Source organism: Actinoallomurus rhizosphaericola, from assembly GCF_024055675.1.
Classification (GTDB): Bacteria; Actinomycetota; Actinomycetes; order Streptosporangiales; family Streptosporangiaceae; genus Actinoallomurus; species Actinoallomurus soli.
Map to the genome: position 1 here is coordinate 45577 of NZ_JAMXMW010000012.1, position 25674 is coordinate 71250.

Genomic DNA, 25674 nt, shown 5'->3' on the forward strand with positions numbered 1-25674 from the left:
ACGTGGCCTACCAGCTGGACTTACGGACGCCGGGCAACTCGCCGCGGTGGGCCATCTCCCGGAACCGGATGCGCGACAGCCCGAACGCCCGCAGGTGACCGCGAGGCCGCCCGTCGATCACGTCCCGGTTGCGCAGCCGCGTCGCGCTGGCGTCCCGGGGCTGACGGCTCAGCTCGCGCACCGCCTCGGCCCTGGTCGCGGCGTCGGTGTCCGGCGACTTGATGATCTGTTTCAGCTCGGCGCGCCGGTCGGCGTACCGGGCGACCACGGCCCGGCGACGTTCGTTCTTGACGATCTTGCTCTTCTTGGCCATCAGACCTTCTCCCCCCGCGCCCGGATCTCGGCGACGACCGCCTCGATGCCGCGCTTGTCGATCGTCTTGATGCCCTTGGCGCTCACCGTGAGCCGGACGTACCGCCGCTCGCTGGGCAGCCAGTACCGCTTCGTCTGGATGTTGGGATCGAAGCGGCGGCGCGTGCGCCGGTGCGAGTGGGAGACCTTGTTCCCGAACGTGGGCTCACGCCCGGTGACCTGACAGCGGCGAGACATCGCGCTCCTTCCAGTAGGGGTCGCCGCCGAGCTTACTGGAAACGATTTTCGTTTTCGACCCATCCCGACGCAGTAGACAATGAAAATCATTGTCGATAAGTTGGTGTCGATCTGGAAGCCTGCCGGTTCGATCCCCGGCTCGGCGCCTCTCCTGTCGCCCCTCAATCCCGTGAAAGGAAACGCTCATGGCCGTGCCCAAACGGCGTACATCCCGGGCGAACACCCGATCCCGGCGTTCCCAGTGGAAGGCCCGGCGACCCGACCTGGTCCCCATCGTCATCGGCGGGCGACGTCATCTCGTCCCCCGCCGGCTCGTACGCGCCTACGCCACCGGCCTCCTCACGCCCGAGGACGACGCACGCCGGTGATCGATCTGTGAGGACGTGTCATGGGACGGGCCACCCGCCGTTCGGCGGGCGGCCCGTCGTGGTCTCAGCAGTCGACGAGTTCGGGCTTCTGGTTGAGGATCTGGGCGCGAGGAGTGATGAACTGCCGGTAGGCGCGGTCGGCGCCGGGGCGGAAGACGGCGACGCGGTGGCAGTTCTGGAACGCCAGCCGCACGCCGAAGTGGTTCTCCAGGGCGGCGCGCATGGCGTCGCTGGCCATCATCCGCAGGAGCTGGCCGCGGGCGGTCTCGTCGGGCGGCGGCGTCTGGTTGTCGGCGAACTCGCCGCCGTTGTCCCGCAGCTGGTCGACGAGGCCGGTGACGACCTGCCAGCCGTAGGGCAGGGAGGTGCGGATGCAGTCGACGAACGCGGCGTCGTCGACGTCGCCGCGCTGGGCGTCCTGGAGGAGTTCGGGGGACACGGTCAGCGACATGGGTTCTCCTGTCGGATCGATGGGTCGCCTGGACGGTAGATCGATTGGACGGTCGGGTCAGGTAGCGGTGGCGTCACAGACCTGTGGCCGGTCTGTGAGGTCTGGTGTGCCGTGCGCGGCCGGCGAGGGTGGTGGTGGCCGCGACGATGAACAGGGCACCGCAGATGACGGCGGTGCCGGCGGCGGTCGCGACGCGGTAGTGCAGGGACATGGCCAGCCCGGCCGCGCCGCCGGCCGCGCCGAGCACGCCGCCGATGAGCGTGGCGGGGATGATGCGGCGGGTCCACAGCAGGGCCGAGGCGGCGGGGCCGACCAGCAGCGCCAGGGGGAGCGTCGCGCCGACGGCCGGTACGGCGGTCACCACGGTCACCGCGAGGAGGGCCAGCAGGCCGCCGTCGATCAGCCGGGTGGGGTACCCGAGCGCCCGCGTCACGGCGGGGTCGAACGCGGCGAGCACCAGTTCCTTGTGCGCGAGCGTGAGCGTGACGGCGACGAGGACGGCGGTGATCGCCGCCACGGTGATGTCGCCGGTTCCGGCGGTGAGGGGGGATCCGACGAGGGCGGCGCTCAGGTCCTTGCCGAAGCCGGGACGGGTCGAGATCAGCACGACGCCGAGCGCGAGCGCGCCGCTGATCATGACACCGGAGCGCTGGTGATGCGATCGGGACGCGACGCCGCCGCGGCCCATCACCGCGACCGCGCCCATCGCCGCGATCCCGGCGCCGATCGTGATGTCGGTCCCCGCGACGGTGGCTGCGACGACGCCGAGGAAGGTGACGTGGCCGAGGGTCTCGGTGAAGAACGCCAGGCGCCGCAGCACGACCTGGACGCCGAGGACGCCGCAGATCCCTCCGGTGAGGAGGAGTTCGGCCAGCGCCCGCTCGGTGAGTGCGCTCATCCGGCCTCCTCGAGGTGCGACGGCCCGGTGGCGGCCGGAACGGGTTGATCCGCCACCGGCCGGCGGCCGCGTCGTGAGCCGGCGACGGCGGTCCAGGTCGTGGTCGCCGCCAGGGACAGCGCGAAGAGGGTTCCGGTGACGACGGTGATGGTGCCTCCGGTGGCGACGTCGTACCGGGTGGAGATCAGGACACCGGCCAGCCCGCTGCCGATGCCCGAGGCCACGGCGATGGCGGTCATCGCGGTGACGTCGTGGGTCCACAGGCGGGCGATGGCGGCCGGGGCGACGAGTACGGCGACGGCGAGGATCGCGCCCACGGCGGGTACGGCGACGATGATGACGGCCTCGACGGTGAGCAGGAGTGCCATGTCGATGACGGCCGGCCGGTATCCGGCGGCGGCGTAGCCGCCGGGGTCGAACGCCCGGAACGTGAGCTGCCGGCCCGCGACGGACAGGAGCGCCACGACGATGACGCCGACCACCGCGACGGCGGTCAGGTCACCGGTCCCGACGGTGAGGATCTGGCCGACCGTGTAGGCGGTCAGGTCCTTGGAGAACCCGTCGCGCGCCGACAGCAGGACGACGCCGAGCGCGAACCCGGCCGACAGCACGATCCCGATCGCCGTGGTCGTGCCCTGCTCCGGGCGGCGGGACAACGCCAGGACGCCCAGCACGACGAGCACGCCGAACAGCCCGCCGCCGGCGTACAGATCGACTCCGGTGATGGCGGCCAGCACGACGCCCGGGAAGGTCGCGTGCGTCATGGCGAGGGTGAAGAACGGCAGTCGCCGCAGCAGGATCTGCACGCTGATCAGGCCGCCGACCGTGCCGAGGAGCACGGCTTCGAGGATCGCGCGGTCGACGGCGGTCATGCCGCTCTCCGCACCGGGCGCGGCCGTCGCCGGATCACCGCGGCCGCCGCGAGCGCGACCAGGTGGAAGGCGACGAGGACGAGGACGACCGTGCCGCCGGAGGCCAGCCGCAGCCCGTGGTGGATGGAGGCGTCGTAGCTGACGGCGAGTCCGGCCCAGCCGGCGAAGGCGCCGAGGACGGCGGCGATCGGAACGATGAGCGCGAGCCGGTCCGACACCACGCGGGCCGCGGCGGCGGGCACGATGAGCAGCGCGATGACCAGGACGGTCCCGACGGCGCGTACGGAGGCGACGACGACCAGGGCGACGATCGTATTGGTGGCGAGGTCGAGCAGACCGATCCGGTATCCGCTCGCCCGTGCGCCCTCCGGGTCGAACGACCAGGCGAGCAACGGCCGTCGCAGGACCACCATCGCGGCGATGACCAGGGCGGTCACGGCGAGGGTCTGGGTCAGCTGGGCGGGGGTGACCGTGAGGATCCGGCCGAACAGGAACGCCGTCAGGTCCGCCGTGTAGCCGGACTCCCGTGAGACGAGGACGACGCCGACGGCGAAGAAGGTGGTCAGCAGGACCGCGAGCGCGGCGTCTTCGGTGACGGCGCGGTGCCGGGTGAGGAGGGTCAGCAGCACCGCGGTCGCGGCGCCGGCGATGAGCGCGCCCCAGAAGATGCCCCCCTCGCCGCTCAGCAGGTAGCCGATGACGACGCCGGGGAAGACGGTGTGGGTGAGGGCGTCGGTCATGAAGGCCAGGCGGCGCAGCAGGATCAGCACGCCGACGGTCCCGGCCAGCGCCCCGAGGATCATCAGCTCGGCGAGCGCCCGGGCCATGAAGGGGAACCGGAACGGTTCGATGAAGATCTGGTACATGGCTAGGAGTGGGCGACGATGACGCGGTCGCCGCGCAGTTCGAGGGCGTGTCCGCCGTAGGTGGCGCGGAGCCGGTCGGGGGTGAGCGTGGCCTGGGTCGGGCCGAAGCCGTACTGCCGGCGGTTGAGCAGGCAGACCTCCTCACAGGCCAGGTGGGCCAGCGCCAGGTCGTGGGTGGAGACCACCACCGCGGCGCCGTCCTGTTTCAACAGCGCGATGGCGTCCAGCAGCGCCTGCTCGCTGACCGCGTCGACGCCGTTGAACGGCTCGTCGAGCAGCAGCAGCCGGGGCTCGGCGGCGATGGCGCGGGCCAGCAGCACGCGCTGGCGCTGCCCGCCCGACAGGGTGCCGAACCGGTGGCGGGCGCGGTCGGCCAGGCCGACCTGCTCCAGGGCCCGGCGGGCGGCCTCCTTGTCGGCGGCCTTCGCCCGGCGCAGCCACCCGATCCGCCGGTAGCGGCCCATCAGCACGACCTGCCCCACCGAGATCGGGAACTCCGGATCGAGGGTGTCGGCCTGGGGCACGTACGCGACGTCGCGCCGCGCCGCGGCCGGGGACCGGCCGAGGACGCTGATCCGTCCTCCGGCGAGCGGGACCAGGCCGAGAATCGCCTTGATGAGGGTGGACTTGCCGGCGCCGTTCGGGCCGATCAGGGCGACGGCCTCGCCGGGGGCGACCATGCCGTCGATGTTCTCCAGCGCGAGGGCGGGCCCGTAGGCGACGGTGACCTCGTCCAGGTCCAGCGCCGGGGACGGGACCTCCGGTTCGGGAGTCGTCTCCATTACTCAGCCCTTCAGCGCGGTGACGATGGTGGTGGTGTTGTGCCGTTCCATGTCGAGGTAGGTGGCTCCGGCCGAGCCGGGGGGTCCGAGCGTGTCGCCGTACAGGGAGTCCTCGCCGGCCTCGACCTTCACCCCGGCCTGCTTGCCGATGGCCTCGGCGGTCTTGGGCGGCAGCGAGGACTCCGAGAAGATCGCCTTGACACCGGTCGCCCTGATCTTGGAGATCAGGGAGTTGAGCTGCTTGCCGGACAGCTCGGCGGAGGTGTCGAAGCTCGGGATGATCGAGCCGACGAACGTCAGGTGGTAGCGGTCGATGTAGTAGCCGAACGCGTCGTGGTTGGTGACCAGCTTGCGCTGGTCCGCCGGCAGTGTGTTGACCTGCTGGGTGATCCAGGAGTCCAACTGGTCGAGCTTGGTGGTGTAGGAGGTGAGGTTCGCCTCGAAGGCCGCCTTGTCGGCGGAGTCCTTGGCCTCGAACGCCGTCGCGATGTTGCGGCTCATGATCTCGGCGTTCTTCGGGTTGTGCCAGATGTGCGGGTCTCCGGCGGCCTCCTCGTCGGATCCGTTGCCCTTGCGGACGGCCACGCCCTTGCTCGTGTCGACCAGCGTGCCGTGGAAGCCCGCGGACTTGATCGTCTGGTCCAGCCACCTCTCCAGGCCGACACCGTTCTCCACGACCACGTCGGCCTGCGCGATGGCCTGGATGTCGGCGGGGGAGGGCTCGTAGTCGTGCGGGTCGACGTTGGGCTTGAGGATCTGGGAGACCTTGACCTTGTCGCCGCCGACGTTGCGGGCGAAGTCGGCGACCTGCGTGGTCGTGGCGACCACGTTCAGCTTCTTGCCGCCGCTCGCCGAGGCGCCGGCGTCGTTCGCGGAACTCGAACCGCAGGCCGCGGTGGCGAGCAGGCAGCCCGCGACGACCGGGACGGCCGGCCGGGGGAATCGGGTGCGCAACGTATCTCCTTGAGGGATGCCATGCGAATGAAAACCGATCCCATGTTCGTCTTAACGGTAATGGTTGTCAATATCGACAGATGTCCGTACGCTCGGTGCATGCGCTCCCACCCCGCCACCGCCGGCCGTTCCGGCGGTGCAGGCGTCGATGAGCCGTCCGCACGGCTCCGCGCCGCGGGCCTGTCGCCGACCCGGCGCAGACGTCAGGTGCTGGAAGCGCTCGACGGCCGGCGGCGCCCGATCGGCGCGCACGAGCTGTACGTCGAACTCGCCGGCCAGGGGCATCGGGTCGGGATGTCGACGGTCTACCGGACGCTGGCGGCGCTCGCCGACGCCGGGCTCCTGCACGTCTTCATTCACGACGGTGAGACCCGGTACCGGCCGTGCGCTCCCGGCCGTCACTACCACCTGGTGTGCCGCCGCTGCGGCGACGTCCAGGAGCACCCGGCCGCCGACGACGGCGCCTGGCTGGACGCCATCGCGGCCGAGACCGACTTCGAGCCCGACCCGCGCCAGGCGGAGGTGTACGGCGTCTGCGGCTCGTGCCTGCGAACCGGACCCGACAGCCTCGGGGGTTGATACGGTCGAGAGGCGACCGATGACCAGACCTCGACCGGCCGGAGCACCGACGATGACCTCGCACTCGACCTCCCGACCCGCGCAGCGGGCCGCCGCCACCGGCCGGGGGACACGTGTGCGGGGCACACGGCAGGCCGAGGCGTTGAGTCACGTCCTGGCGGACCTGCCGGGATTCAGCAGCGCTCAGGACATCCACGCCGAGTTGCGCCGCCGGGGCGAGCGCATCGGGCTGACCACGGTCTACCGTCATCTCCAGGTCCTCAGCGAGGACGGCGCCGTCGACACCCTCCGCGACGAGACCGGCGAGACGCTCTACCGCCGCTGCGAGACCAGCGCCCACCACCATCACGTCACCTGCCGGTCGTGCGGGCGCAGCGTCGAGGTCGAAGGGCGTGCGGTCGAGCGCTGGGCCGAACGCGTCGCGACCGAGGCGGGCTTCACCGACGTCGACCACACCGTGGAGATCTTCGGCCTGTGCCCCGACTGTGCGCGCGAGCGCAGCTGACTTACCGGGAAGCCACTGAAAACCGTTTTCGGTGCCGATAAGCTCTCCGTGCGCGCCAGTGCGCTGCGCCAGTGATCTCGATGTAACATTCGGTACGCACCTGTTCACTCTGTGTCACTTCCCGCCGGCATGAGCACGAGAGGGATTCATGAAGATCGCGTTCGTCGGTAAGGGCGGAAGCGGAAAGACGACGCTGTCATCGCTGTTCGTCCGGTATCTGGCGGCTTCCGGTGCCCCCGTGGTGGCCGTCGACGCCGATATCAACCAGCATCTGGGGGTGGCGCTCGGGCTGGAAGAGTTCGAGGCCGTTGCGATCCCGGCGATGGGGGAGCGCCTGCCCGAGATCAAGGAATACCTGCGTGGCGCTAATCCGCGGATCTCCTCTGCCGCGGCGATGGTCAAGACCACCCCACCCGGCCACGGCTCCCGGCTCCTGCGCATCGGTGGTGACGATCCGATCCACGAAGGTCTGACGGTGGAGGCGTCCGGGGCCCGGCTCATGGTCACCGGCCCGTTCACCGACGACGACCTCGGCGTGGCGTGCTACCACTCCAAGACCGGCGCGGTCGAGCTCTACCTCAACCATCTGGTGGACGGGCCCGGGGAGTACGTCGTCGTCGACTGCACGGCCGGGGCCGAATCATTCGCCTCCGGCATGTTCACCCGGTTCGACCTGACGTTCCTGGTCGCCGAGCCCACCCGTAAGGGGTGAGCGTCTACCGGCAGTGGACCGACTACGCCGCCGACTACGACGTGGCCCTCAAGGTCATCGGAAACAAGGTCCACGGCCCCGAGGACGTCGCCTTCCTGCGCGAGCAGGTCGGTGACGCGTTGCTCGGCTGCGTGGGGGACTCCAGCGCCGTCCGCGCGATGGAACAGGGCCGGCCCTTCACCCTGACCGACCTCGCCGAAGCCGACCGGCGGATGCTCGCCGCGATGCGCGAGGCGGTCGACGCCCGCCCGAAGGACTGGCCGAAGTTCACCCGTCAGGCGATCGAGTTCCATCTCAAGAACGCCGACGCCTGGGCGAACGCGGCGACCGGTGAGGATCTGAAGGCTCAGATCGACCCGGGGTTCGTCCTCGGTCCCGAGGTCATGACGGCGGCGCTGCCGGCCGTCCGGTAACGGCGGGCGCAGGGCCGGAGGCCCGGGACGATGCCGAGTGCGCCCAGGTGGCGGGCCGTCGAGGCGGCGTGGCAGGAGGAGGCGGATCTCCCGCCCGCCGAGTGGGGCCGGCGACCACCGATGGCGGCAGGGCCCCGCGCGGTGCTCGGTGCCGTCGTGGTGGCCGGCGTGCTGGTGGCGGGCAGAGTGCTGGCCGCCCCGCACCTGCGTGAGGCCAGGATGCAGGGGTGGGCGACGGTCTTCGTGGCGATCTGCGTGCAGGCGTTGCCGTTCCTGGCGTTCGGTGCCGCCGTCTCCGCCGCGATCTCGACGTTGGTGCCCGAGGCGTTCTGGCGGCGGGTGTTGCCGCGTCGCGGGGTTCTCGCGGTGCCGGTAGCCGGTGCGGCCGGCGCCGTACTGCCGGGATGCGAGTGCGCCTCGGTCCCGGTCGCGGGCGGTCTGATGGCCCGTGGCATCACACCCGCCGCCGCGCTGGCCTTCCTGCTGTCGTCCCCGGCCATCAACCCCGTGGTGCTCGTGGCCACGGCCGTGGCCTTCCGCGGTCATCCGGAGATGGTCACCGCCCGCTTCACGGCGTCCCTGCTGGTCTCGGTGGCGGCCGGGTGGCTGTGGCTGCGGTTCGGCCGTACCGAATGGCTGCGGATCCCCTCCCGCCCGCGCGCCGCCCACGGGGCGCGATGGCCGGAATTCGCCGCGGCGTTGCGGCACGACCTGCTGCACACCGGCGGCCTGCTGGTCGCCGGCGCGGCGATCGCGGCGACCCTCAACGTCACGGTGCCACCGGCCTGGACCGCGGCCGTGGCAGGCGTCCCGTGGCTGTCGGTCGCCGTGCTCGCCGCACTGGCCGTGGTGATGTCGATCTGCTCGGAGGCCGACGCGTTCGTCGCCACGAGCCTGACCCAGTTCTCCGCAACGGCCAAGCTGGCCTTCCTCGTCGTCGGCCCGATGGTGGACCTCAAACTCATCACGTTGCAGGTCGGCACCTTCGGACCGCGCTTCGCGGCCCGGTTCGTCCCCATGACCTTCGCCCTGGCGATCGTCGCAAGCGCCCTCATCGGCCGGGTGCTGCTGTGAGAAAGGCCGCCCAGAACGTCGTCCTGCTGGCGGCCGGCGAGACACTGCTGTGGATCACCTTGGCGGGCCACGAGTACCTCGACTACGTCCGCCCCGGCTTCCGGATCCCGCTGATCGCCACCGGAGCCCTCCTGTGCGCGCTCGGCGGACTCGGCATCGCCACCACCTGGCGCCGCGCCGCCACCGCGACATCCAACAGGCAGGCCGACGAGCACGACCACGATCACGGGCCACGAGCCACCTGGCTGCTCTTTCTCCCGCCCCTGGTGATCGCCATGATCGCGCCGTCGGCCCTGGGCTCCTTCACCGCCGAACGCGCCGTCGACCAGGCCCCACGCCCGCAAGCCGGACCTGCTCTGGCGGCGTTGTCCGCAGACGGCCCTGCGCGGATCTCGCTGACCGAGTTCACCGCCCGTGCGTTCCAGGCCAAGGCCGGGCACGACACCCTGACCGAGCGCCAGGTCATCCTGACCGGATTCGCCCGCCCGGCCGGCCGGAACCGGTGGATGCTGATCCGCCTGCGCATGACCTGCTGTGCGGCCGACGCCGTCCCGATGCGCGTCGTCATCAAGGACTCGCCGGCACCGCCCACCGGCACGTGGGTGCGGGTCACCGGCACCTGGTCGCCGGTGTGGGCGAGCATCGACGACATCGCCTTTCCCCAGCTCACGGCCACCGGCCTGGAGCACATCGCCCGACCCGCCGACCCCTACGAATGACGCGGTGACCCCCGCCCGTACGGGCGTCCGCGCAGTCGGCACTCTTCACCGGGGTCACCACCGGGAAAGGAGGGGACCGAGGGGGTATCTACTGATGACAGCGATGACAGAACACCGACAGCACACCGGCCACACCCATGCCCACGGGCAGGGATGCGGGCATGTCGCCGTGCCGCACGGCGACCATGTCGACTATGCCCACGACGGGCATCTGCACCGGCCGCACGGCGACCATGTCGACGAATGCGAACCCACCGGCCATGTCCAGCATGACGACCATCCACATCGGCACGGTGAGGACTGTGGCCACGTGAGCGTGCCGCACGGCGATCACGTCGACTATGTCCATGATGGATGCCGGCATGCCGCCCACGGAGATCATTGGGACGAGCACTGAACATCGCCTCTCCCGCTGAGGCATCCTGAGCCTGCCGATCTCCGGCAGAGTATGGGCATGCGGGTGGGGGTGTTCTTGCTGGCGGCGCGGTTCCCCGGTCAGAGCGACGGCGAGGTGCTGACCGCCACGGTCGAGGCGGCGGTCGCCGCCGAGCGGGCCGGGTTCGACGACGTGTGGTTCGCCGAGCACCATTTCATGTCGTACGGGATCTGCCCATCGGCGGTCACGCTCGCGTCCTACGTCCTGGGCCGTACGGAACGGATCGCGGTGGGGACGGCGGTGAGCGTGCTGTCCACCGCACACCCGGTCGCGCTGGCCGAGCAGACCGCGCTGTTGGACCAGGTGTCCGGAGGGCGGTTCCGGCTCGGTGTCGGGCGGGGCGGCCCGTGGGTGGACCTGGAGGTGTTCGGGACCGGGCTCGCGCGGTACGAGTCCGGTTTCGCCGAGAGTCTCGATCTGCTGCTCGCCGGACTGACCCGTCCCCGGCTTTCGGCGGCCGGGCCGATCTTCGCGTTCCGAGAGGTCCCGATGGTGCCGCGCCCGCGCACCCGCCCGTCTCCGCCGGTCGTGGTCGCCTGCACCTCGGCCGCCAGCGCCGCGCTGGCCGCCGAGCGGGGCCTGCCGATGCTGCTCGGCATGCACGTCGACGACGAGGGCAGGCGGCGGATGGTCGACGCGTACAGCGCCGCGGCCGGGAACACACCCGCGGAGCATGTGGCCGCCGTCATGGCCTACGTCGCCGACACCCGGGCCGAGGCCCAGGGGCTGCTGCGCGCGGAGCTGCCACGCTGGCTGCGGCCGGGGCTGTCCGGGTACGTGCCGGTCGACGACCGGCCCTACACCCCGCGCGACGCGGACGCGTACGCCGATCTGCTGTGCCGCATCCACCCGGTCGGCACCGCCGAGGACTGTGTGCAGACCATGGCGGCGACGGTCGAGCGCACCGGCGTCCGCCACCTGATCCTCATGGTGGAGGGCGGCGGATCCCCGCGCCGGACCCGGGAGAACATCGCCCGGCTCGGCGCCGAGGTCCTCCCTCGCCTCCGCGCCCGTTTCAGGGGCCGAGACCTAGGGTTGCCAATGTAACCTTCCGTCCGTCAGGAAATACTCTCCGTTCAGCAATTCCCCCCGATGACTGCACTAAGTAATCATTGGGTGCGAGGTATTCACTGACCGCAGTCACCCTTCTCTCGCCGGGAGTACCCGAACCCGGCGATGGAGGAAGGACTTTTACCCTCACGCCCCTGGGAGCGTTCCGTCATGACCAAAGGCAACAAACGTGCCAGTCTCACCGCATTCGCCACCGCCGTCGCCGGGATGCTGGTCGCCCCGGCCGAGGCTCACCGTAGTGACCGCGATCGCTGTTCTCGAGGATCTGCAGGTCACACGACATGGATGAGGTTTTCGGCACCCGCGGGCTCGCGGCGCGAGGCAGGATCAGCGTCACGGTCGAATCAGTCCAGGCGGCGCTGCCTGGGCGAGGTCCTGCCAACGCTTGGCTTCCGCCGTTTAGCCTCGGCTTCGAGGAGGATTTCCAACATTTGCATACCCGCGGCCTGGCCGGCTTCGGCGGAGGCGCGACATACCCGCGCGGCCTCGTCCCACTCGCCCCGAGTGATGAGCAACTTGCACAGGGCGACTACGCCGATCTCGACACCGGCCCTGATTCCTCTTCGGTACCAGTCCTCCGCGTTAGCGACGTCGCCGGACTCCTCATGCATTCTGCCCACCTCGACCATGGCATGCCCGTCGCCTTCCTGGACTGCCAGATGGAACCACCGCGCGGCTCCGGCCGTGTCGCCGGCGTCCCTCAACTCTTTTCCCAGACGGACCATCCCGTCGGTACTGCCTGCTTCCGCGGCCTCACGGAACCACCGGACTGCCTCCGCCCGCTCGTTCCGCTCTAGGTGCCGGACGCCGAGATTGATCATCGCGCGGGGCTCGCGGGCGGCAACCGCCTTACGCAGCCACACTTCGGCCTCACCGTGCCGACCGCGGTCGGCGCACATCAATCCCAAGCACGTCCAGCCGGCCGCGTTACCCTCGTCCGCCGCCCGTTGATACCACGAACTCGCGCGCGTCAGCTCCCCGCGCTGCTCGAGCAACGCACCCAACCTGATCATGGCGCTCACCCGGCCGGCACTGACGGCGGCGCGGTACCACCGCTCGGCTTCACCAGTGTCACCGCGCCTCTCGAGCAGCTCGCCCAGTAGTTCAGCTGCTTGCGATTGACCAGCCTCGGCTGCCTTGCGGTACCACGATTCAGCTTCGCCGACGGCTCCACGGTTGTGCAGGAACGTGCCGAGGAGGGCCATCCCGTTGGGCAGTCCACTGCCGGCCGCCTCGCGGAACCAGCGTTCGGCCCGCGCGTCGTTTCCTCGTTCCTGGTGGTACACGCCCAGCATGAGCATCGCTTCGGTGTTGCCGATCGATATCGCTCGCCGGTAGAGGCGTTCGGCCGCGGTCGGCTCACCTCGTGCTTCGAGTTGGCTGCCCAGCTGGTACACCTCATCCGGGTCAGCGAGGTTGACCGGTTCTTTCTCGGCACCAGCCGGTCGCCACGACGCGTTGCGTGCCAGCGAAAGCCGGCCGATGGTGTCGCTACCGCTGATCCTCGGTTCCGGCAGACCGGCGCTGCGCAGCCGGTACAGCAGTTGCTCGTGCAGCGTCGCGACATTGATCAGTTCCGAGCCGCCGGCCACGCCGCTCCTGAGCACGTCGACGAGCTGACCGGTGTACGCGGTGAAAACGGCTCCGGCAGGTGCCTTCGCCAGCTGGTTGTTCTTCGTGGCGGTCAGCACGCAGCTGCCCCGAATGTCGAGCTGGCCGGCGACCTGCGCAGCAGTCCCGGCCATCGTCCCGTGGGCCAGCCCGCTGAAACAGCAATCGAGCACCACGACCTTGCTGCGCGCGCCGGAGGACAGCATGGCCCTACGCAGGTCGTCGTAGGCGAGTGAGGTGAAGTGCGGCCTGTCCTGCAACGCATGCGAAGTCGCCAGGTAAAGACGCCCGTCGACGTAGGGGTCGATGAGTCCATGCCCGACGAAGTAGACCAGGAACATATCGGCCGCCCTGCTGGCGACGTCCTCCACCTGGAGCGCCAGCTCTTGGACGTTCGCTGGGTCCCTGATGACCACGCAGTGGTCATCAGGGAGGCCCACGAGCAGCGGATCGGTCAGGATCTCGTGGAGCGCGTCGAGGTTGTTCGGCACCGCGGGGAGATCGCCGAGGCCGTCGTCCCTGGGGTAGGTGCTCACCCCAATGAGGCACGCCCAACTCCGGGCGGGGTCCGGCATGACCATCGCTACTCTCCCGTCGCCTCCCTCAGTGCCTCGACCAGCGCCACCGGATCCTTGATCCGCTTCCCGTCGAGCTGGACAGTTCCCTTCTCCCCGCGAAACGTGAGCTTCAGGTCCGAAGTGCGGTGTCGCACCCACACGCTCAACGACCTGGCGAGAACGGAACCGGCGCCACCGGAACCCAGCACCACCACCAGCGCGTCGCTCACCGCGCCCATGTCTTCCTGCTCGGGTGCGGCCGGCGTGAATTTCGGGCTCGGCACATCCTCTTCACGTTGCAGCCAGCGGAACAACGACCGGATCTCGGCATCGGGATCAAGCGCACCAGACACGCTGATGGCAACGTCCACCGGACTTCTAGCTATGGACACGATCCGACCTTACCTAGGCCCGTCTGCCAAGTAAACGTGGCTTCTGGGTATTAGGGGTTTAGCGCAAGCGGCGGAGAGTCGACCGTCGAAGCGATGGTTATCGTGCTCAGCAACGTGCAGTAACAGCTGCGCCGCACGGGGAAGGGAACCGCCTATCGAACACGCCTAATCCGAAAATTGGTGCGTCACTGGGCAGGCGGCAGTACCCGGCGGGCCGGGCTTGTCCAGTGTGGGTGGGTCAAGCGGTGGGTTCGAGGGCGACTTTGTCGCCGAGAGCTTCTAGTTGTCGGATGTGGCTGCGTTTGCGGCGTTCGGGGTGAATGTGAGTGGTGTAGTAGTCGGCTCCCAGGTCGTGGAAGCGGGCGTCGGGGTCGGATAGCAGGTGCCAGATGATGACCAGCAGGGATCGGCCGATGGCGACGATGGCTTTCTTGCTGCCAGGCGGCGGGCGATGCGACGGTAGCGATCGCCCAGGAAGGTGTCGGTCCTGCCGACGGAGGCGGCGGCGTTGCCGCGCACCCGGGCCAGGTAGGAGTTGCCGTGGCCGGTGGTGTTCTTGCCTGCGGACTCCTTCACGCCGGGGGCGAAGGCGGACTGGTTATCTGTCCCCGTCGGTGTCGGTAGGGGGCGGCGTGGCACAGGCGCAGAGGGTTCGCCTGCCGGATCTGCATCGGCCGCATGGCGGAACGGGTATGTACAGCCTGAGATGCTCGATGGCTCGTACCCCGGGTAGATGTACGAGCCATCGAGCGTAAGAAGAGGAACGACCTGGCTAGACCGCGGCAGAGTGGGTCACCTTCGTGATCCGGTCTGGAAACAGAATTAGTCCCGGGTGAGCGGCGGGGCCTCGTCGGTGTATCCGTACTCGAGTACCAGGGAGTATTCCTGGAGACCTTCGCCGTGGCTTTCGGTTTCCAGCGGCGATCCGTTTCGCGGATCGATGATGAGCTTGTAGGTGCCCGGACCTACGCCCTCGGCGCTCCTGCCGGTCCGGGCGAGTGCCTCACCGCGGCGCCCCTTGTGGTCGGTGACCTTGCCGAGCGAGTGGACGTCCGGCACTTCCGCGAGTATCCGGTAGGCCGCGGCGCGCACCTTGGGCCGGACGGGCCCGACGGGACTGGTGATGAGGGCCCCCGCGGCCGCCCAGAGCTGGGCGGAGTCGCCCTCTACCGGGCCGGCCAGGCCCCCTGAGCGGGTCCAGGTGAGAAGTTGGCGCCGCAAGGTTGCCGGGTCCTCTGAGAGCCTGGCGACGTTGAGTCCGATGGGCGCCTGCCCGAACATGCCCACGCCGGTCATCATGCGCTCGGTCCGCCTGGGCCCGGGACGCATGTCGAACCAGCTGCACTCCTGCCTGACCGGAATCTCCTCAAGCGTGCCGTCGGGCCGCTGCCTGCCCATCTTGTACCCGATGATCTCGTCCTCGTTGCAGAGCTCCTTGACCCGCTTCGGGCTCCCTGCGGCGCGCCAGGCGGCGGCATCTGCCGGAGAGGCCGGCCGGGCACCCAGATCTCGGTAGGAGGACCACCCGGTGTCACCGGGTACCGTGGAGTACCACAGGTCGTCGACTCTGCGGTTCGTCACTTTGTACGGGTGTTTCTTCGAGCAGACAGTGTGCTCTTGGCCCAAGCGCAAGCGCGCCGTGGTCGCCTCGTTCTGCAAGTGGGCGATTCGCCAAGACCTGCTGGCGGCCAACCCGATGGACCGCATCGACACCGTCAAGGTCCCCAAGGCCCTGCCCTGCCCCGCCCCGCCTCGCCGCGGCCGCCGACGTCATCAAGGGTGGGAACGACGGCCGGAACGAACGAAGGAAGACGCCCCCGGCGAAAGTCATGCCGAGGGCGTCTTCTCCCGGGTCATCCCGTCGGCTCGCCGGGGACCTTGAACAACGGCTTCCACGGGGAGTCCGGGTTGAGGCCCGCGGGGCCGCCGGGGGTGACTCCCTGGTTCGCCCATTTGGCCTGGTACGGCAGCTTCTTGTAGATCACACGGGCACCGGCCTTGTACTGGGTGTGCGCCGACCAGGCCGGGTAGGTTCCCGTCTTCGGGCGGGCGATCCTGGGTGCGCGGTATCCCGGCAGTACGGGGCCCAGGAGTTCCCACGGCGACTGCCAGGAGTACTGCACCTGAGCCGCCGGGTCCTGGCCGGTGTTGTACCACTTGGCCTGGTAGATCTGCCCGTCCTCGACGACCTTGTACCCGATCGGGTACGCGGCCGTCGGTGACCACTGCGGGTAGGGGGCATGCGCCGGGTTCTTGTCCGGGACGACGGCCTGGACATCGCCGGACGGGCCGCCCGACGTGGGCGCCTGCCCCTGCAGTTGGCCGAAGACCTGGGAAAAGCCCAGACTCGATTGGGCCGTGCCGCTGCAGGTGTTCGAGTGCACGCCGCTCTGGGCGAACGCCGACCCGCACTGGCCGTCCCGATTCAGTGACCACATCGAGATCCGGCCGAGCCCGGTCGAGCTCGCGAACGAGGTCAGGCCCTGGGCGTCGGCGACCGTGAACCGCTGGCCCTGGACGTCGTTCTGGCCGATCATCACGGTCGCGCCGATGCGGGCCCAGACCTGTGACGAGGTCAGGTTGACGCCGTACCGGGGAAGGAGGTCGGCCAGCTGACCGTGGATCGCGTTGAGGGCCGCTTGCACCTGCGGCAGCAGGCTTCCGCCGCTGGTCGGGCTCTGGGCGAAGTCCATGGTCATGACGTTGATCCCGGCGACCGACACCCGATCGCGCAGCATGGCGGAGATGGCCGAGATGGCGTTGCCCTGGAGTCCCGACGGCTCGACCGGCACGGTCAGCCAGACGCCGAGCCTGCGGTGCGCGGCGTTCGCCGCCCGCTCCAGCGCGACCATGGCCGCGGTGCGGCGCTGCTGGGCCCGGAGGTCGTCCAGTGCGGTCCCCTCGATGTCGAGGTCGATCGTCGTCAGGTGGTACCGGTCGATGACCTGCTGGTACGCCCGGGTCAGGCGGGTGACGTCGGTGCAGCCGGCATCGAGGCTCGTGTGAGCCTGGCCGCCGAACGACACGATCGGCTGCGCCCCGTTCTTCTGTACCTGGGCGATCCGTGAGCCGATGTTCAGGGACTGGTCCGCCTGCTCCAGCCGGTAGGCGGCGCCCCAGCTCGGCGTGCACGGATCCGCCGGATCGGAGACGACGAAGCTCAGGACCGTCTGCCGCGCCGGGTCGGCCATCGCGTTCTGGAACTGGTACGTCGGCGTGAGGGTGACGTCGACGTAGGGCGCGAACCAGGTCTGGCCCGGCACCGTGGTGGAGCGTTCTAGCCGTGCCTGCACTCCGACGTACCCGCCGTACCCGCAGCCGGCAGTGAGGGCGAGCGCCACGGCCACCCGCAGCAGCGAGAGCCGGCGGCGCGGCGGCCCGTCCGGGAGCGGCGGCCCGGAGGGCACCGGGACGAGAGCGCCACCCGGCACACCGGGGTCACCGGGCGTACCGGCCGCGGCCGGTACGCCGACGGCCGCGTTCACGGCGGGTGCCGGGCGCGCGGCGGCGCCGGTGTAGCCGACGTCGAGCACCGTGCGCCAGTCGGTCCACTGCGTGGCCGGCTGCGTGTCCCGCCTCGTGCGGTGGAACCGCCGGCGCCGCTGGCCGGGCTTGTAGAGCAGACCGGTCCCGTGGATCCACGCGTCCACCACGGAGTTGCGCAACCCGATGAAGGCCACGATGGCGTAGCAGGCGAGGATGATGTTGAGCCCGGCGTACACCATGTTCTCGACGAGATGGTGGCGGTAGGCGCTGTAGAAGGTGTAGCCGGCGAGGCCGACCAGCAGGTACGGCGCGATGACGAAGGTCGGCGGCGCAACGGTGCGGTTGCGCACCTTGGGAGTCCGGGCGAAGGCGGCCTTCGACGCGGTGATCCCCTGCACGATCGAGGACAGCGTGCCGGCCAGGTTGACCGGAAGCAGGACCAGGTTGAAACCGTAAATGCGCAGCACGTCGAGGCGCTTGTAGCCGCAGTACCGCAGGTCGCTGGCCATGGCCCAGAAGTACGGGAGCGCGACGAGCCCGAGCATGGGGCTGATCAGGGTGGCGTTGAACGGGAAGGCCAGCAGGACGAGCAGGCTGGCAGAGCTCCATGAGATCGACGCCATGTAGTTCCAGCGCAGGAACAGCTCGGAGAAGCGGGTGCGCTTGCCCTCGGCCCGCCGCGCCCGCGACTTGCGGAAGAGCTTGGGAATGATCAGCAGGCCCCCGTTGGCCCACCGCTGCCGCTGGATGGAGAGCGAGCCGAAGTCGGGCGGGGTCGCGCTGTAGCTGAGCCGTTCGTTGTAGTTCAGCAGCCGCCACCCGTGGACGCCCATGTCGATGGTCGACTCGGTGTCCTCGATGACGGTTCGGTCCTTGATGTAGTGCCGGATCTCCCAGTCGCCGATGTAGGACGTCTCGGCGATGTCGTCGAGGGCTCGCTTGCGGATCACGGCGTTGGCGCCGACCCAGAAGGTGGCGTCGTAGTACGTCAGGCCCTGGTGGACGATGTGCTGCAGGTCGGTGGTGGCGCCGGCGATCCGCTCGAGTCGCGTGGCCGAGCCCGGGAAGGCGCTGTACGGCGTCTGCGCGATGGCCATGTCCCGGTACTCGTTCTGCTCGAGCAGGTGGACCAAGCGGAGGCAGTACTCGGGCAGCAGCACGCTGTCGGCGTCCAGGGTGACGACGTAGTCCGGGTTCGGGATGACCAGCTGGCCGGTATCCGCGCTCGTACGCGCCAGTGCCAGGCCCGTGACCGTCTGCACCTCACGGTAGGTCCCGCCCATCAGCCCGATGTAGCTGTTGAGGTTCATGGCCTTGTTCGGCTCGTGGGACAGCGAGACGTACCGCTTCCGCTCGAAGCTTGTGACCTCTACCTGGAACGTCCAGACCAGCCGCCGGTACAGGCGCCTGATGTGAGCCCGGTCGAGCACCGCCTGCTCCGCGGCCGAGGCGCGCAGGGCCATGGCGACCTCGCGGAACGACTCCAGCAGGCGCAGCACCACCTCGTTGACGAAGAACGCGTCGGTGTGGTCGACGATCTCCTGGCCGGCGGCCAGGTTCTCCAGCCAGTTGGCGGCGGCGTCGTAGTGCTCCGCGAGCGTGATCGCGGCGCCCGCGCCGACCTCGCCGTGCTCCGCGGCTCGCTCGAACGCCGCGAGCGCGGCGGCGAAGCGGTTCGCGGGGCCGGACAGGAGCCGGTTGATCTCCCCGGGCAGCTTCCGCGCGTCGATCAGCTGCTCCCGGGCCTTGGCGGTCTTCGGCACGTACGGGTCGTCGATCAGCAGGACAACGGACTTGTCCGGGTACTCCTGGAGCGCCGCCGACAGGAGCGTGGTGCGGATGACCCGGCTCTCCTCCTGGTAAGAGGGGATGATCGTGGTCAGCGTCGGCGTGGCGGTGGCGTAGGACTGGTCCAGAATGGCCCGGCTCGCCCGGTAATGCGTGCGGGTGCGGTACAGGAAGCCGAGGCGGGCCATCAGGTACGCCAGGGCGGACACCGTCAGCATGGTGACGATCAGCAGATAGAGCACCGACTCCGAACGCGCGATCGCGGTCGAGTAACGGGGGTTGAAGAAGTCCCGGAAGAGCCAGGTGATGAGGTAGGCCAGCCACGCCGTCACCGTCAACATGATCGAAAGGCGGGCCAGCGCGATCCGCCGGTCGCTGACCGGTTGCGGCACCATCGGCATCGGCTCGGTGCGCCGATCGTGTCCCCACTGCCTGTGTCCACCGCCGGGACGTGCACGTACCACCCGCCGCGGTGTGCTGGGTGACGCCGGCGCCACCGCCGGATCAGGATCGAGACTCATCCTCGCGGGATGTGTCGGAGCCATGGTCGGATGCCTCCTAACTGTCGAAGCGCATGCCGAAGAAACAGGCTCCACGTTCGTGGTCCCCCGTCAGAAAAAATCCGCGTTCCCCGGTTTGCGGGCGAAAGCGTATCTGATGCGACCTATGCGACGAAAGCGGCTTCAAGTCCGAAACGTTCTGTCTTTCGGTCAGTGAGGCAAGTGTGCGACTTCTCGTCAGCTTGGTCTTTACAAACGGCGAGACCCGAGCGCCGGGCGGTCCACCACGCCTCGTCATAGCGCCTGAGCAGCAGGTACGCGTTCTTATGTGACAGGCCACCGCCATCGTCGGCGGACGGAAGAATCGGCGAAAAGCGGGATTCACACCGGCCTACTCCGGCGTCCATCTCACTTCATGGACGGGTCACCGAGAACTCGCCACACCGAAACAGTGAAACCGTATGGGACGCACGCCGTGCGACACCGACCGATTGTCGAAGTAGAACACCCGAAAAGTCATTCGTCTTTTCAATGAGAGGCGTCCACCGGGATGTCGGCACGCATGCAAAAACGCGAGCACACTCGTGCTCGTCTCGGACTCGGAAGGCGCCGGGATAAGGCGACCGTCACCGGTCGTACGCGACGTTCAGAACCACTCGACCGGCGCATCGGCTGACCCACAGAGCGACGGCGGATCGAGGAGGCCGCTGGGCCGGCCGCCAGGGCTCTGGCGGCCGGCCCTACCGCATGGGTCAGCTGCTGCGGCCGAGACGGACGCCCGCCCGGGCGTCCTTGCCGCTCACACCGAGCGTGCTCGCGCCGATGGTCACCGAGCCCGACCCGGTGACGCCCTTCGCGGTGCCCTTCAGGCGGCTCGCCGTGCCGTCCGTGCCGTTCTCCAGCGGGGCGCCCCTTGGCCGCCCTCGAGACCGCCGGCCAAGACGACGACCCCTCGCGCCGAACACCTGCTGATGAGAACCGCTGAACGTCGACGAGCCGTGCACAGTCGACCAAACGCATCGGCCGATGCGGCGCCGACAGCGCGTCTCTTCGATGACATCGGTATGACTCCTCGGGTTCTGGATGTGCAGGGTCTTTGAACCGGCCGGGTAGGAACCGGGTCACCGGCGGGTCATCTGGGAGCGATCGCCTCGACGGCGATGTGGGGTGCGGTGGCGCTGACGCCGGCCGCGTGGATACGCACGCCCGGCAGGCGGCGGCGGACCTGTGGCGATCGAGGCCGCCGGGTAGGACGACCTGGGGTAACCGGCAGGCCCACCGCCAGCCTGAGATCACCGGATCCGTCGGTGGAAGGAGTCGGGTCAGCGGACGTCGACGTAGACACTCGCTCCTGTGACGGCAAGGCAGGCGGAGTCTCCGCTGAATTTCGCCCGCCAGGTGCCGTCCTTCTTGGCGGTGAGGGACCGGGCGAACCGTCCCTTGCCGTCGGTCGTCGCCGATCCGGCGTACGTCCACTTCTTCGAGCCCTTGGCTCGGAAGTAGATGCGAATGGTGCGCTTGGCGTACGCCTTCCAGGAAGTCGTCTTCCGCTTCAGCGTCCCGGTGATTCTGAGCTGATGACCCGTGCGCACCGTCTTGGGTGACGCAGCGAAACCGGTGATCGCCGTGCCGTACTTCGTGTCGACATAATCGGATGAGCCGGAGGTCGGTACGTAATCGGGATCCTGCACGGTGACGCGCCAGTACCCGTCCCGTGCGGCGGCGGCGCCGAGCGAGAACCGGCCGTCCGCGCCGGCGGACCCAGCCGGCCTTGTCGACCAGTTCTTGCCGTCAGGGGAGAACTGCATCGCGAGGGTGACCTGTGGTGCGGGCTCTTCACCGCCGGTCGCCGTCTTCCGCACGACCTGCCCGGTGCCGGTGATCGTGGCACCCTTGGCCACGGGCTCGGGGGCGGCGTCGAAGGACCGTACCGAAGGTCGCCACCGGGCGTCGATGTAGCCCGTCGTCAGCGATGACGGACCGTAGGGTCCTGCGCCCGGAACCCGGCCTGAGAAGTCGACCTGCCATTGTCCATCGCCGGTCAGGAGCACCTTCCCGTCGAATGTGCCGTCGGACTTGGTCGTCACCTCGGTCACCGCCCCACTGGGAGAGGTGAACTGCACCGGCGCCCCGCCGAGCCCCGCCCACTCGCCGGTCGCGTCCTTTCGCGTAAGACGTCCGGGGAGCGAGGTCGTCTCGCCGATCACGCCGGTCGCCCAATTGCTGACCGTGAACATCGTCGGCAGTTGCCGGTAGTCAACGGTGGCCGGATCGGTCCAAGCCTCTCCGTACATCCCGTCAGATGGCCAGAAGGCATACACCTGCATCGACTGATCGATCCGGACCGTCCCGGAGAACCGGCCCTGAGAGTCCGTCGTAACAGTGCCGAGGTCGGTGTCTCGGGAGTATTCGCGAAGGATGACCTGGTGATTCGGCACACCCTGGTCGGTACCGGACTTCACCACCTGCCCCTGGTAGGACACCTGGTCGTGTTCGGAGTCCAGCGCGGTGGGCGACAGGGTGAAGTTGCTGAACACGACGGACGACATCGTGGCCGGCGCACGGAGAACGGCCTGGGTCCCAGCGCTTGCGGGTGCCGATGCCATCGGGATCAGCGCCAACGCTGAGATCACGGCTACAACCGATGTGGCCCTGCGCTCACGCATGCCGTTCTATCCCTTTTGCTGCGAGATCCGACGTTTGTTAGACGTCAAGATCATTCGCCGGATGACATGCGATCGATCACGGTTCGGTCACAGCCCCGGCCGCGTCGGTGGGGTAGGAGTTCGTGCCGCTGGCCGGCGGCGTAGGCCGTAGGCGCCCTTCAAGCAACAAGGAGCGCCAGCGCCCTCGCGTCATCGCGGCCGAACCTGAACTCCACCGTCGCGAAGCCGCCCACGCGCTCGGCGCGACCGACACCACCGACCTCACCCGGGAGGACCTGCTGACGGCCGTTAGCGCCCTGGGGACCGCTGGCACGCCTGGCTACGCGAGCACACCGCGCCCACCCTCATCACCTGGGGAAGCAACGACCCGTTCTTCCTCGAGCCCGGCGCCCGCGCCTACCTATGCGACGTGCCCGACGCCGAACTGCACCTGTTCGACACCGGCCACTTCGCGCGCCTCACCCACCTGCGCGGCGCCGATCCGGCGCGCTCTTCCTGCAACCCGGCTGGTGTGTGACGTAAGCGAGGTGAGCACGAGATCCCTCGTCGCGCCGGTCGTCGGACTCGCTCGGCAACGGCCGTGTCAGAGGGGCCAGACGTCTGCCGGGACAGCCCCCGGCATGCTGTAGGGCCGAGAACGGCCGACACGCGAGTCAGGGGAGTCGACATTGATCTGGCATGACCTGTGGCACATTCAGATCCCGCCGATGGAGAAGCTGTTGCGCACGGTGCTGGTTTACATCGGGCTGGCGGTGCTTCTGCGGCTGGGCGGCAAACGCGACCTGGCTCAGCTCAACAGCTTCGATCTGGTCGTCATGCTGCTGCTGTCCAACGTCGTCCAGAACGCGGTCATCGGCAACGACAACAGCCTCACCGGCGGCTTGCTGGGCGCGGCCGTCCTTGTCGTGATCAACTCGCTGATGGTACGACTGGTCAACCGCCATCCCCGCCTGGTCCGGCTGTTCGAGGGGCGTCCCACCACCGTGATCCGCGACGGCCAGGTCGTCTCTAAAGCGCTGCGCCGGCTGGGGCTACGCCGCTCCGACGTCGTCGCCGCCTGCCGCCGCCAAGGGGCCGACAACATCAGCGAAATCGCCGACGCCACCCTCTCTCCCGGCGGGGCGCTGGTCGTCACTCTCGACGAGGACCACCACGACGCGACCATCGGCGACCTGCGCCGCGAAAACGACCGCCTGCTCGCCCAAATCCGGGCCGAACTCGCCGATCTCGAACGCCGACTGACGCCACCCCCCGCATAACATCCCTGAAGGCCCCTGTGAGCTCCCCGCAGCGAGCGGCTCGGCGACCACCACAGAGTCGAACATACGGACGAGTTCGGCGCGAGATTCCGGCACAGTGCCGTCATCCCTATCGATCAGGTACATGACCTCATAAGGCCTGCTCGCGGGAAGCTTTTCACCAGGCAGGGTCGGACAGGATCCCTTCTCCGCCCCTGCGGTGGCGGCCTCACCCGTCGTCCTCGCTCAACGCCATGCGCCGTTCGGTGACCGTGCGGGAGATGCTTCCGGGAGAGCATGCTTGCGGCACCGTGCCGGCGCGCGAGCTTGAAGATCTCACACCGGATCAAAGTCCAGTGACGCAAAACATATTAGTGCCTGGTTAAGGAAGCCTCTGCGTTCTTTGACGCTTCGCGGATCCGTTGAGACGTGCCCGAAACCGAAGCTATATTGATCCGCGACAAGTTTGTGACGAAGGCTCCCGTCCGAAAGGGTCAGCCGAACGTTGCATCGGGGTGCTCTGTGCGTCATGGCGACACTACCCTCAGGGAGGAGACTACACGTGCAATCCCGTTCGTTGGCTACGACGCATCCGGTGAGCCGGTTCGAATGTCGACGGTGAGCTCTATATTCACCGTCGAATATGCGGGGCGGCGGTGGCGCGTGCGGTGGCATCACATCTTCCTTCTTGGTTGGGCGCTCATCTGGTTTGGGGTGGCGGAGCGCCATGGTGGCCAGTCGTGGTCGTATCTGCGGACAGGTTCACATTTTCTGTTCGGCGACAAGTTCGGGTCCGGCGGCCCAGGCGGCCTCGATCTCTACGCGAAGCATCCGGAACTGCAGATGGGGCCGCTCAGCTTTTTGGTCGCGAGCCTTTTCAGCTACCTGAATCCAGCAACCGGGCAGTTGCTTGCCGAAGCGTTCATGGCCGGGATCGGCCCATTCATACTCGTTCTGACCGGGCGGTGTGCCGCCATGAGCCTGCTCGGCCAGCGAGTGGATCATTACCGGCTACAGCGCCGAGTACTCATCGCTGGACTGGCGTTCGTTCCGATGTGGACCGAAGTCTCGGTTCGTTTCGCCCACCTCGATGACGTACTGGCCCTGCTGTTCACCGCTCTTGCCGTGCGGGCGCTGACCTGTGGCGGCACCTGGCAGGTCGGTGTGTGTCTTGGGCTGGCCATCGATTCAAAGCCCTGGGCCGCCGGATTCGTCGCACTTCTGCTCGCTGTGCGAAGTAGAAACCGATGGCGAGCGGCGCGCTGGATGATGCTCACGGTCGCCGCGGCCTGGCTGCCCTTCGTACTCTATGATTTCCGGAATATCGCTGCGAGCAAATTCACGATCCCCGTTCAGCATTCGTCCGCACTGCGCTGGCTGGGCGTCCATGACGCGGGTACTCCTTGGTGGGATCGGCCCGCTCAGGTAGTTCTCGGCCTGGCGCTGGGTGCACTCGCGGTTCGCCGTGGACGCTGGCCGGCAGTAGTGCTCCTCGGTGCCAATGCGCGGATTTTCCTGGATCCAAGCACCTACACTTACTACACGGCGTCGGTCCTGCTCGGGACACTGCTTTGGGACACGTTCGGGGAACGTAGGATTATGCCGCTGTGGAGCCGGCTGGCGGTCGCGACGCTCTACGCGCCTATATTCTTCATCCCCTCCGGACCCGTCCGGGGGATCGTACGGATCCTATTCTTGCTCGCCTCCACCAGTTATGTGATTCTTTGGCCGAGCGCGGATCGGCCGCCTGGCCGTCACAGGACTGCCGGACTCCTCGAATGGCGAGAAAGTCGCCGCCGACGCTCGACTGAGCGCATGCAGGCGGAACAGGATCGGCGCACCTGCCATGGACCCGGCGCGCGGATGGAGGTAGAACACCGACCGGAACACGGCGAGACGGTTTCGCAGTGGTCATAGCCGCCGCCGAGGAGGTCGGCGGCGAAATCGAGGCTCTTGCGGCGCTACCAGGCCGTCGGCCTGCGCATGTGATCATCGAAGTACCTGGGGCGGGTAGTGATCGTTTGGTCCGACTGAAGACCATCCCTGGGTGTGTGCCTTCGGGGGAGCGGCTTGGCCGGGATGGGGGTGCTCGGACGCTGAGCGGTGATGGGGCCGGCCGCCTGTCGACTTCGGACGGTGTAGATGGGATCCGAGTCCGGTTCGTCGGCGGTTGGCCGGCGGATCGTG

23 protein-coding genes and 1 pseudogene are annotated in these 25674 nt (G+C 68.7%); 9 read left to right on the forward strand and 15 right to left on the reverse strand.

What is annotated here, in order from left to right; all coding sequences use genetic code 11:
- Positions 1-7: 7 nt before the first annotated feature.
- Both rpsN and rpmB read right to left on the reverse strand, forming a co-directional pair.
- Complete coding sequence (gene rpsN, locus NE234_RS25335; protein ID WP_252783139.1) at positions 8-313, reverse strand: 30S ribosomal protein S14; 306 nt, start codon at positions 311-313, stop codon at positions 8-10.
- Positions 313-549, reverse strand: coding sequence for a 50S ribosomal protein L28 (gene rpmB / locus NE234_RS25340; RefSeq protein WP_252783140.1), 237 nt, complete (start codon positions 547-549; stop codon positions 313-315). The genes rpsN and rpmB overlap by 1 nt, the downstream gene beginning before the upstream one ends.
- Before the next feature lie 185 nt (positions 550-734).
- Here rpmB and rpmF point away from each other — a divergent pair, with 185 nt between their 5' ends.
- Positions 735-917 (forward strand): 50S ribosomal protein L32, encoded by a 183-nt coding sequence (gene rpmF / locus NE234_RS25345; protein WP_252783141.1) that lies wholly within the window; start codon positions 735-737, stop codon positions 915-917.
- A 64-nt stretch (positions 918-981) separates the two neighbouring features.
- On the opposite strand, the gene NE234_RS25350 is transcribed toward rpmF, so the two are convergent.
- The 6 genes from NE234_RS25350 to NE234_RS25375 form a co-directional block, all read right to left on the reverse strand.
- Positions 982-1368: an SCO5389 family protein gene (locus NE234_RS25350; protein WP_252783142.1), complete on the reverse strand. Its 387-nt coding sequence runs from the start codon at positions 1366-1368 to the stop codon at positions 982-984.
- Between the two features lie 73 nt (positions 1369-1441).
- Entirely contained in the window at positions 1442-2266 is an 825-nt protein-coding gene (locus tag NE234_RS25355) for a metal ABC transporter permease (RefSeq protein ID WP_252783143.1), read from the reverse strand.
- Positions 2263-3138: a metal ABC transporter permease gene (locus NE234_RS25360; protein WP_252783144.1), complete on the reverse strand. Its 876-nt coding sequence runs from the start codon at positions 3136-3138 to the stop codon at positions 2263-2265. The genes NE234_RS25355 and NE234_RS25360 overlap by 4 nt, the downstream gene beginning before the upstream one ends.
- Positions 3135-4004, reverse strand: coding sequence for a metal ABC transporter permease (locus tag NE234_RS25365; RefSeq protein WP_252783145.1), 870 nt, complete (start codon positions 4002-4004; stop codon positions 3135-3137). The genes NE234_RS25360 and NE234_RS25365 overlap by 4 nt, the downstream gene beginning before the upstream one ends.
- A gap of 2 nt (positions 4005-4006) precedes the next feature.
- Positions 4007-4786, reverse strand: coding sequence for a metal ABC transporter ATP-binding protein (locus tag NE234_RS25370; protein WP_252783146.1), 780 nt, complete (start codon positions 4784-4786; stop codon positions 4007-4009).
- Positions 4787-4789: 3 nt separating this feature from the next.
- Positions 4790-5740 (reverse strand): metal ABC transporter substrate-binding protein, encoded by a 951-nt coding sequence (locus NE234_RS25375; protein ID WP_252783147.1) that lies wholly within the window; start codon positions 5738-5740, stop codon positions 4790-4792.
- 99 nt (positions 5741-5839) lie between these two features.
- On the opposite strand from NE234_RS25375, the gene NE234_RS25380 reads away from it, so the two are divergent.
- From NE234_RS25380 to NE234_RS25400, 5 genes and pseudogenes are all read left to right on the forward strand, one after another.
- Positions 5840-6319 carry a Fur family transcriptional regulator gene (locus tag NE234_RS25380; protein WP_252783148.1) on the forward strand — a complete coding sequence of 160 codons (480 nt, stop codon included), beginning with the start codon at positions 5840-5842 and terminating at the stop codon, positions 6317-6319.
- 19 nt (positions 6320-6338) lie between these two features.
- On the forward strand, positions 6339-6824 hold the full coding sequence (locus NE234_RS25385) for a Fur family transcriptional regulator (RefSeq protein ID WP_308206927.1): 486 nt from the start codon (positions 6339-6341) through the stop codon (positions 6822-6824).
- 148 nt (positions 6825-6972) lie between these two features.
- Positions 6973-7949 (forward strand): annotated as a pseudogene (locus NE234_RS25390) (ATP-binding protein).
- 30 nt (positions 7950-7979) lie between these two features.
- Positions 7980-9023, forward strand: coding sequence for a permease (locus tag NE234_RS25395; RefSeq protein WP_252783149.1), 1044 nt, complete (start codon positions 7980-7982; stop codon positions 9021-9023).
- Positions 9020-9742 carry a TIGR03943 family putative permease subunit gene (locus NE234_RS25400; RefSeq protein ID WP_252783150.1) on the forward strand — a complete coding sequence of 241 codons (723 nt, stop codon included), beginning with the start codon at positions 9020-9022 and terminating at the stop codon, positions 9740-9742. Before NE234_RS25395 ends, NE234_RS25400 begins: the two co-directional genes overlap by 4 nt.
- A gap of 88 nt (positions 9743-9830) precedes the next feature.
- Here NE234_RS25400 and NE234_RS25405 read toward each other — a convergent pair whose 3' ends face one another.
- Entirely contained in the window at positions 9831-10106 is a 276-nt protein-coding gene (locus NE234_RS25405; protein WP_252783151.1) for a hypothetical protein, read from the reverse strand.
- A gap of 90 nt (positions 10107-10196) precedes the next feature.
- Here NE234_RS25405 and NE234_RS25410 point away from each other — a divergent pair, with 90 nt between their 5' ends.
- Entirely contained in the window at positions 10197-11225 is a 1029-nt protein-coding gene (locus NE234_RS25410) for an LLM class flavin-dependent oxidoreductase (RefSeq protein WP_252783152.1), read from the forward strand.
- A 368-nt stretch (positions 11226-11593) separates the two neighbouring features.
- On the opposite strand, the gene NE234_RS25415 is transcribed toward NE234_RS25410, so the two are convergent.
- From NE234_RS25415 to NE234_RS25440, 6 genes are all read right to left on the reverse strand, one after another.
- A complete protein-coding gene (locus tag NE234_RS25415) occupies positions 11594-13441 on the reverse strand; it encodes a caspase, EACC1-associated type (protein ID WP_308206928.1) in 1848 nt (615 codons plus the stop codon).
- A gap of 2 nt (positions 13442-13443) precedes the next feature.
- The gene (locus NE234_RS25420) at positions 13444-13788 is read right to left on the reverse strand and encodes an effector-associated constant component EACC1 (protein WP_252783154.1); all 345 of its coding nucleotides are present in this window, start codon (positions 13786-13788) and stop codon (positions 13444-13446) included.
- A gap of 843 nt (positions 13789-14631) precedes the next feature.
- Positions 14632-15468, reverse strand: a complete 837-nt coding sequence (locus NE234_RS25425; protein ID WP_252783155.1) for a hypothetical protein — start codon at positions 15466-15468, stop codon at positions 14632-14634.
- 194 nt (positions 15469-15662) lie between these two features.
- Positions 15663-19475, reverse strand: a complete 3813-nt coding sequence (locus NE234_RS25430; RefSeq protein WP_252783156.1) for a glycosyltransferase family 2 protein — start codon at positions 19473-19475, stop codon at positions 15663-15665.
- 860 nt (positions 19476-20335) lie between these two features.
- Positions 20336-20548, reverse strand: coding sequence for a hypothetical protein (locus NE234_RS25435; RefSeq protein WP_252783157.1), 213 nt, complete (start codon positions 20546-20548; stop codon positions 20336-20338).
- Between the two features lie 357 nt (positions 20549-20905).
- A complete protein-coding gene (locus tag NE234_RS25440) occupies positions 20906-22132 on the reverse strand; it encodes a hypothetical protein (RefSeq protein ID WP_252783158.1) in 1227 nt (408 codons plus the stop codon).
- 824 nt (positions 22133-22956) lie between these two features.
- Between NE234_RS25440 and NE234_RS25445 the strand changes: the two genes are divergently transcribed.
- The gene (locus NE234_RS25445; RefSeq protein ID WP_252783159.1) at positions 22957-23508 is read left to right on the forward strand and encodes a DUF421 domain-containing protein; all 552 of its coding nucleotides are present in this window, start codon (positions 22957-22959) and stop codon (positions 23506-23508) included.
- Between the two features lie 597 nt (positions 23509-24105).
- Positions 24106-25404, forward strand: coding sequence for a hypothetical protein (locus NE234_RS25450; protein WP_252783160.1), 1299 nt, complete (start codon positions 24106-24108; stop codon positions 25402-25404).
- Positions 25405-25674 lie beyond the last annotated feature (270 nt).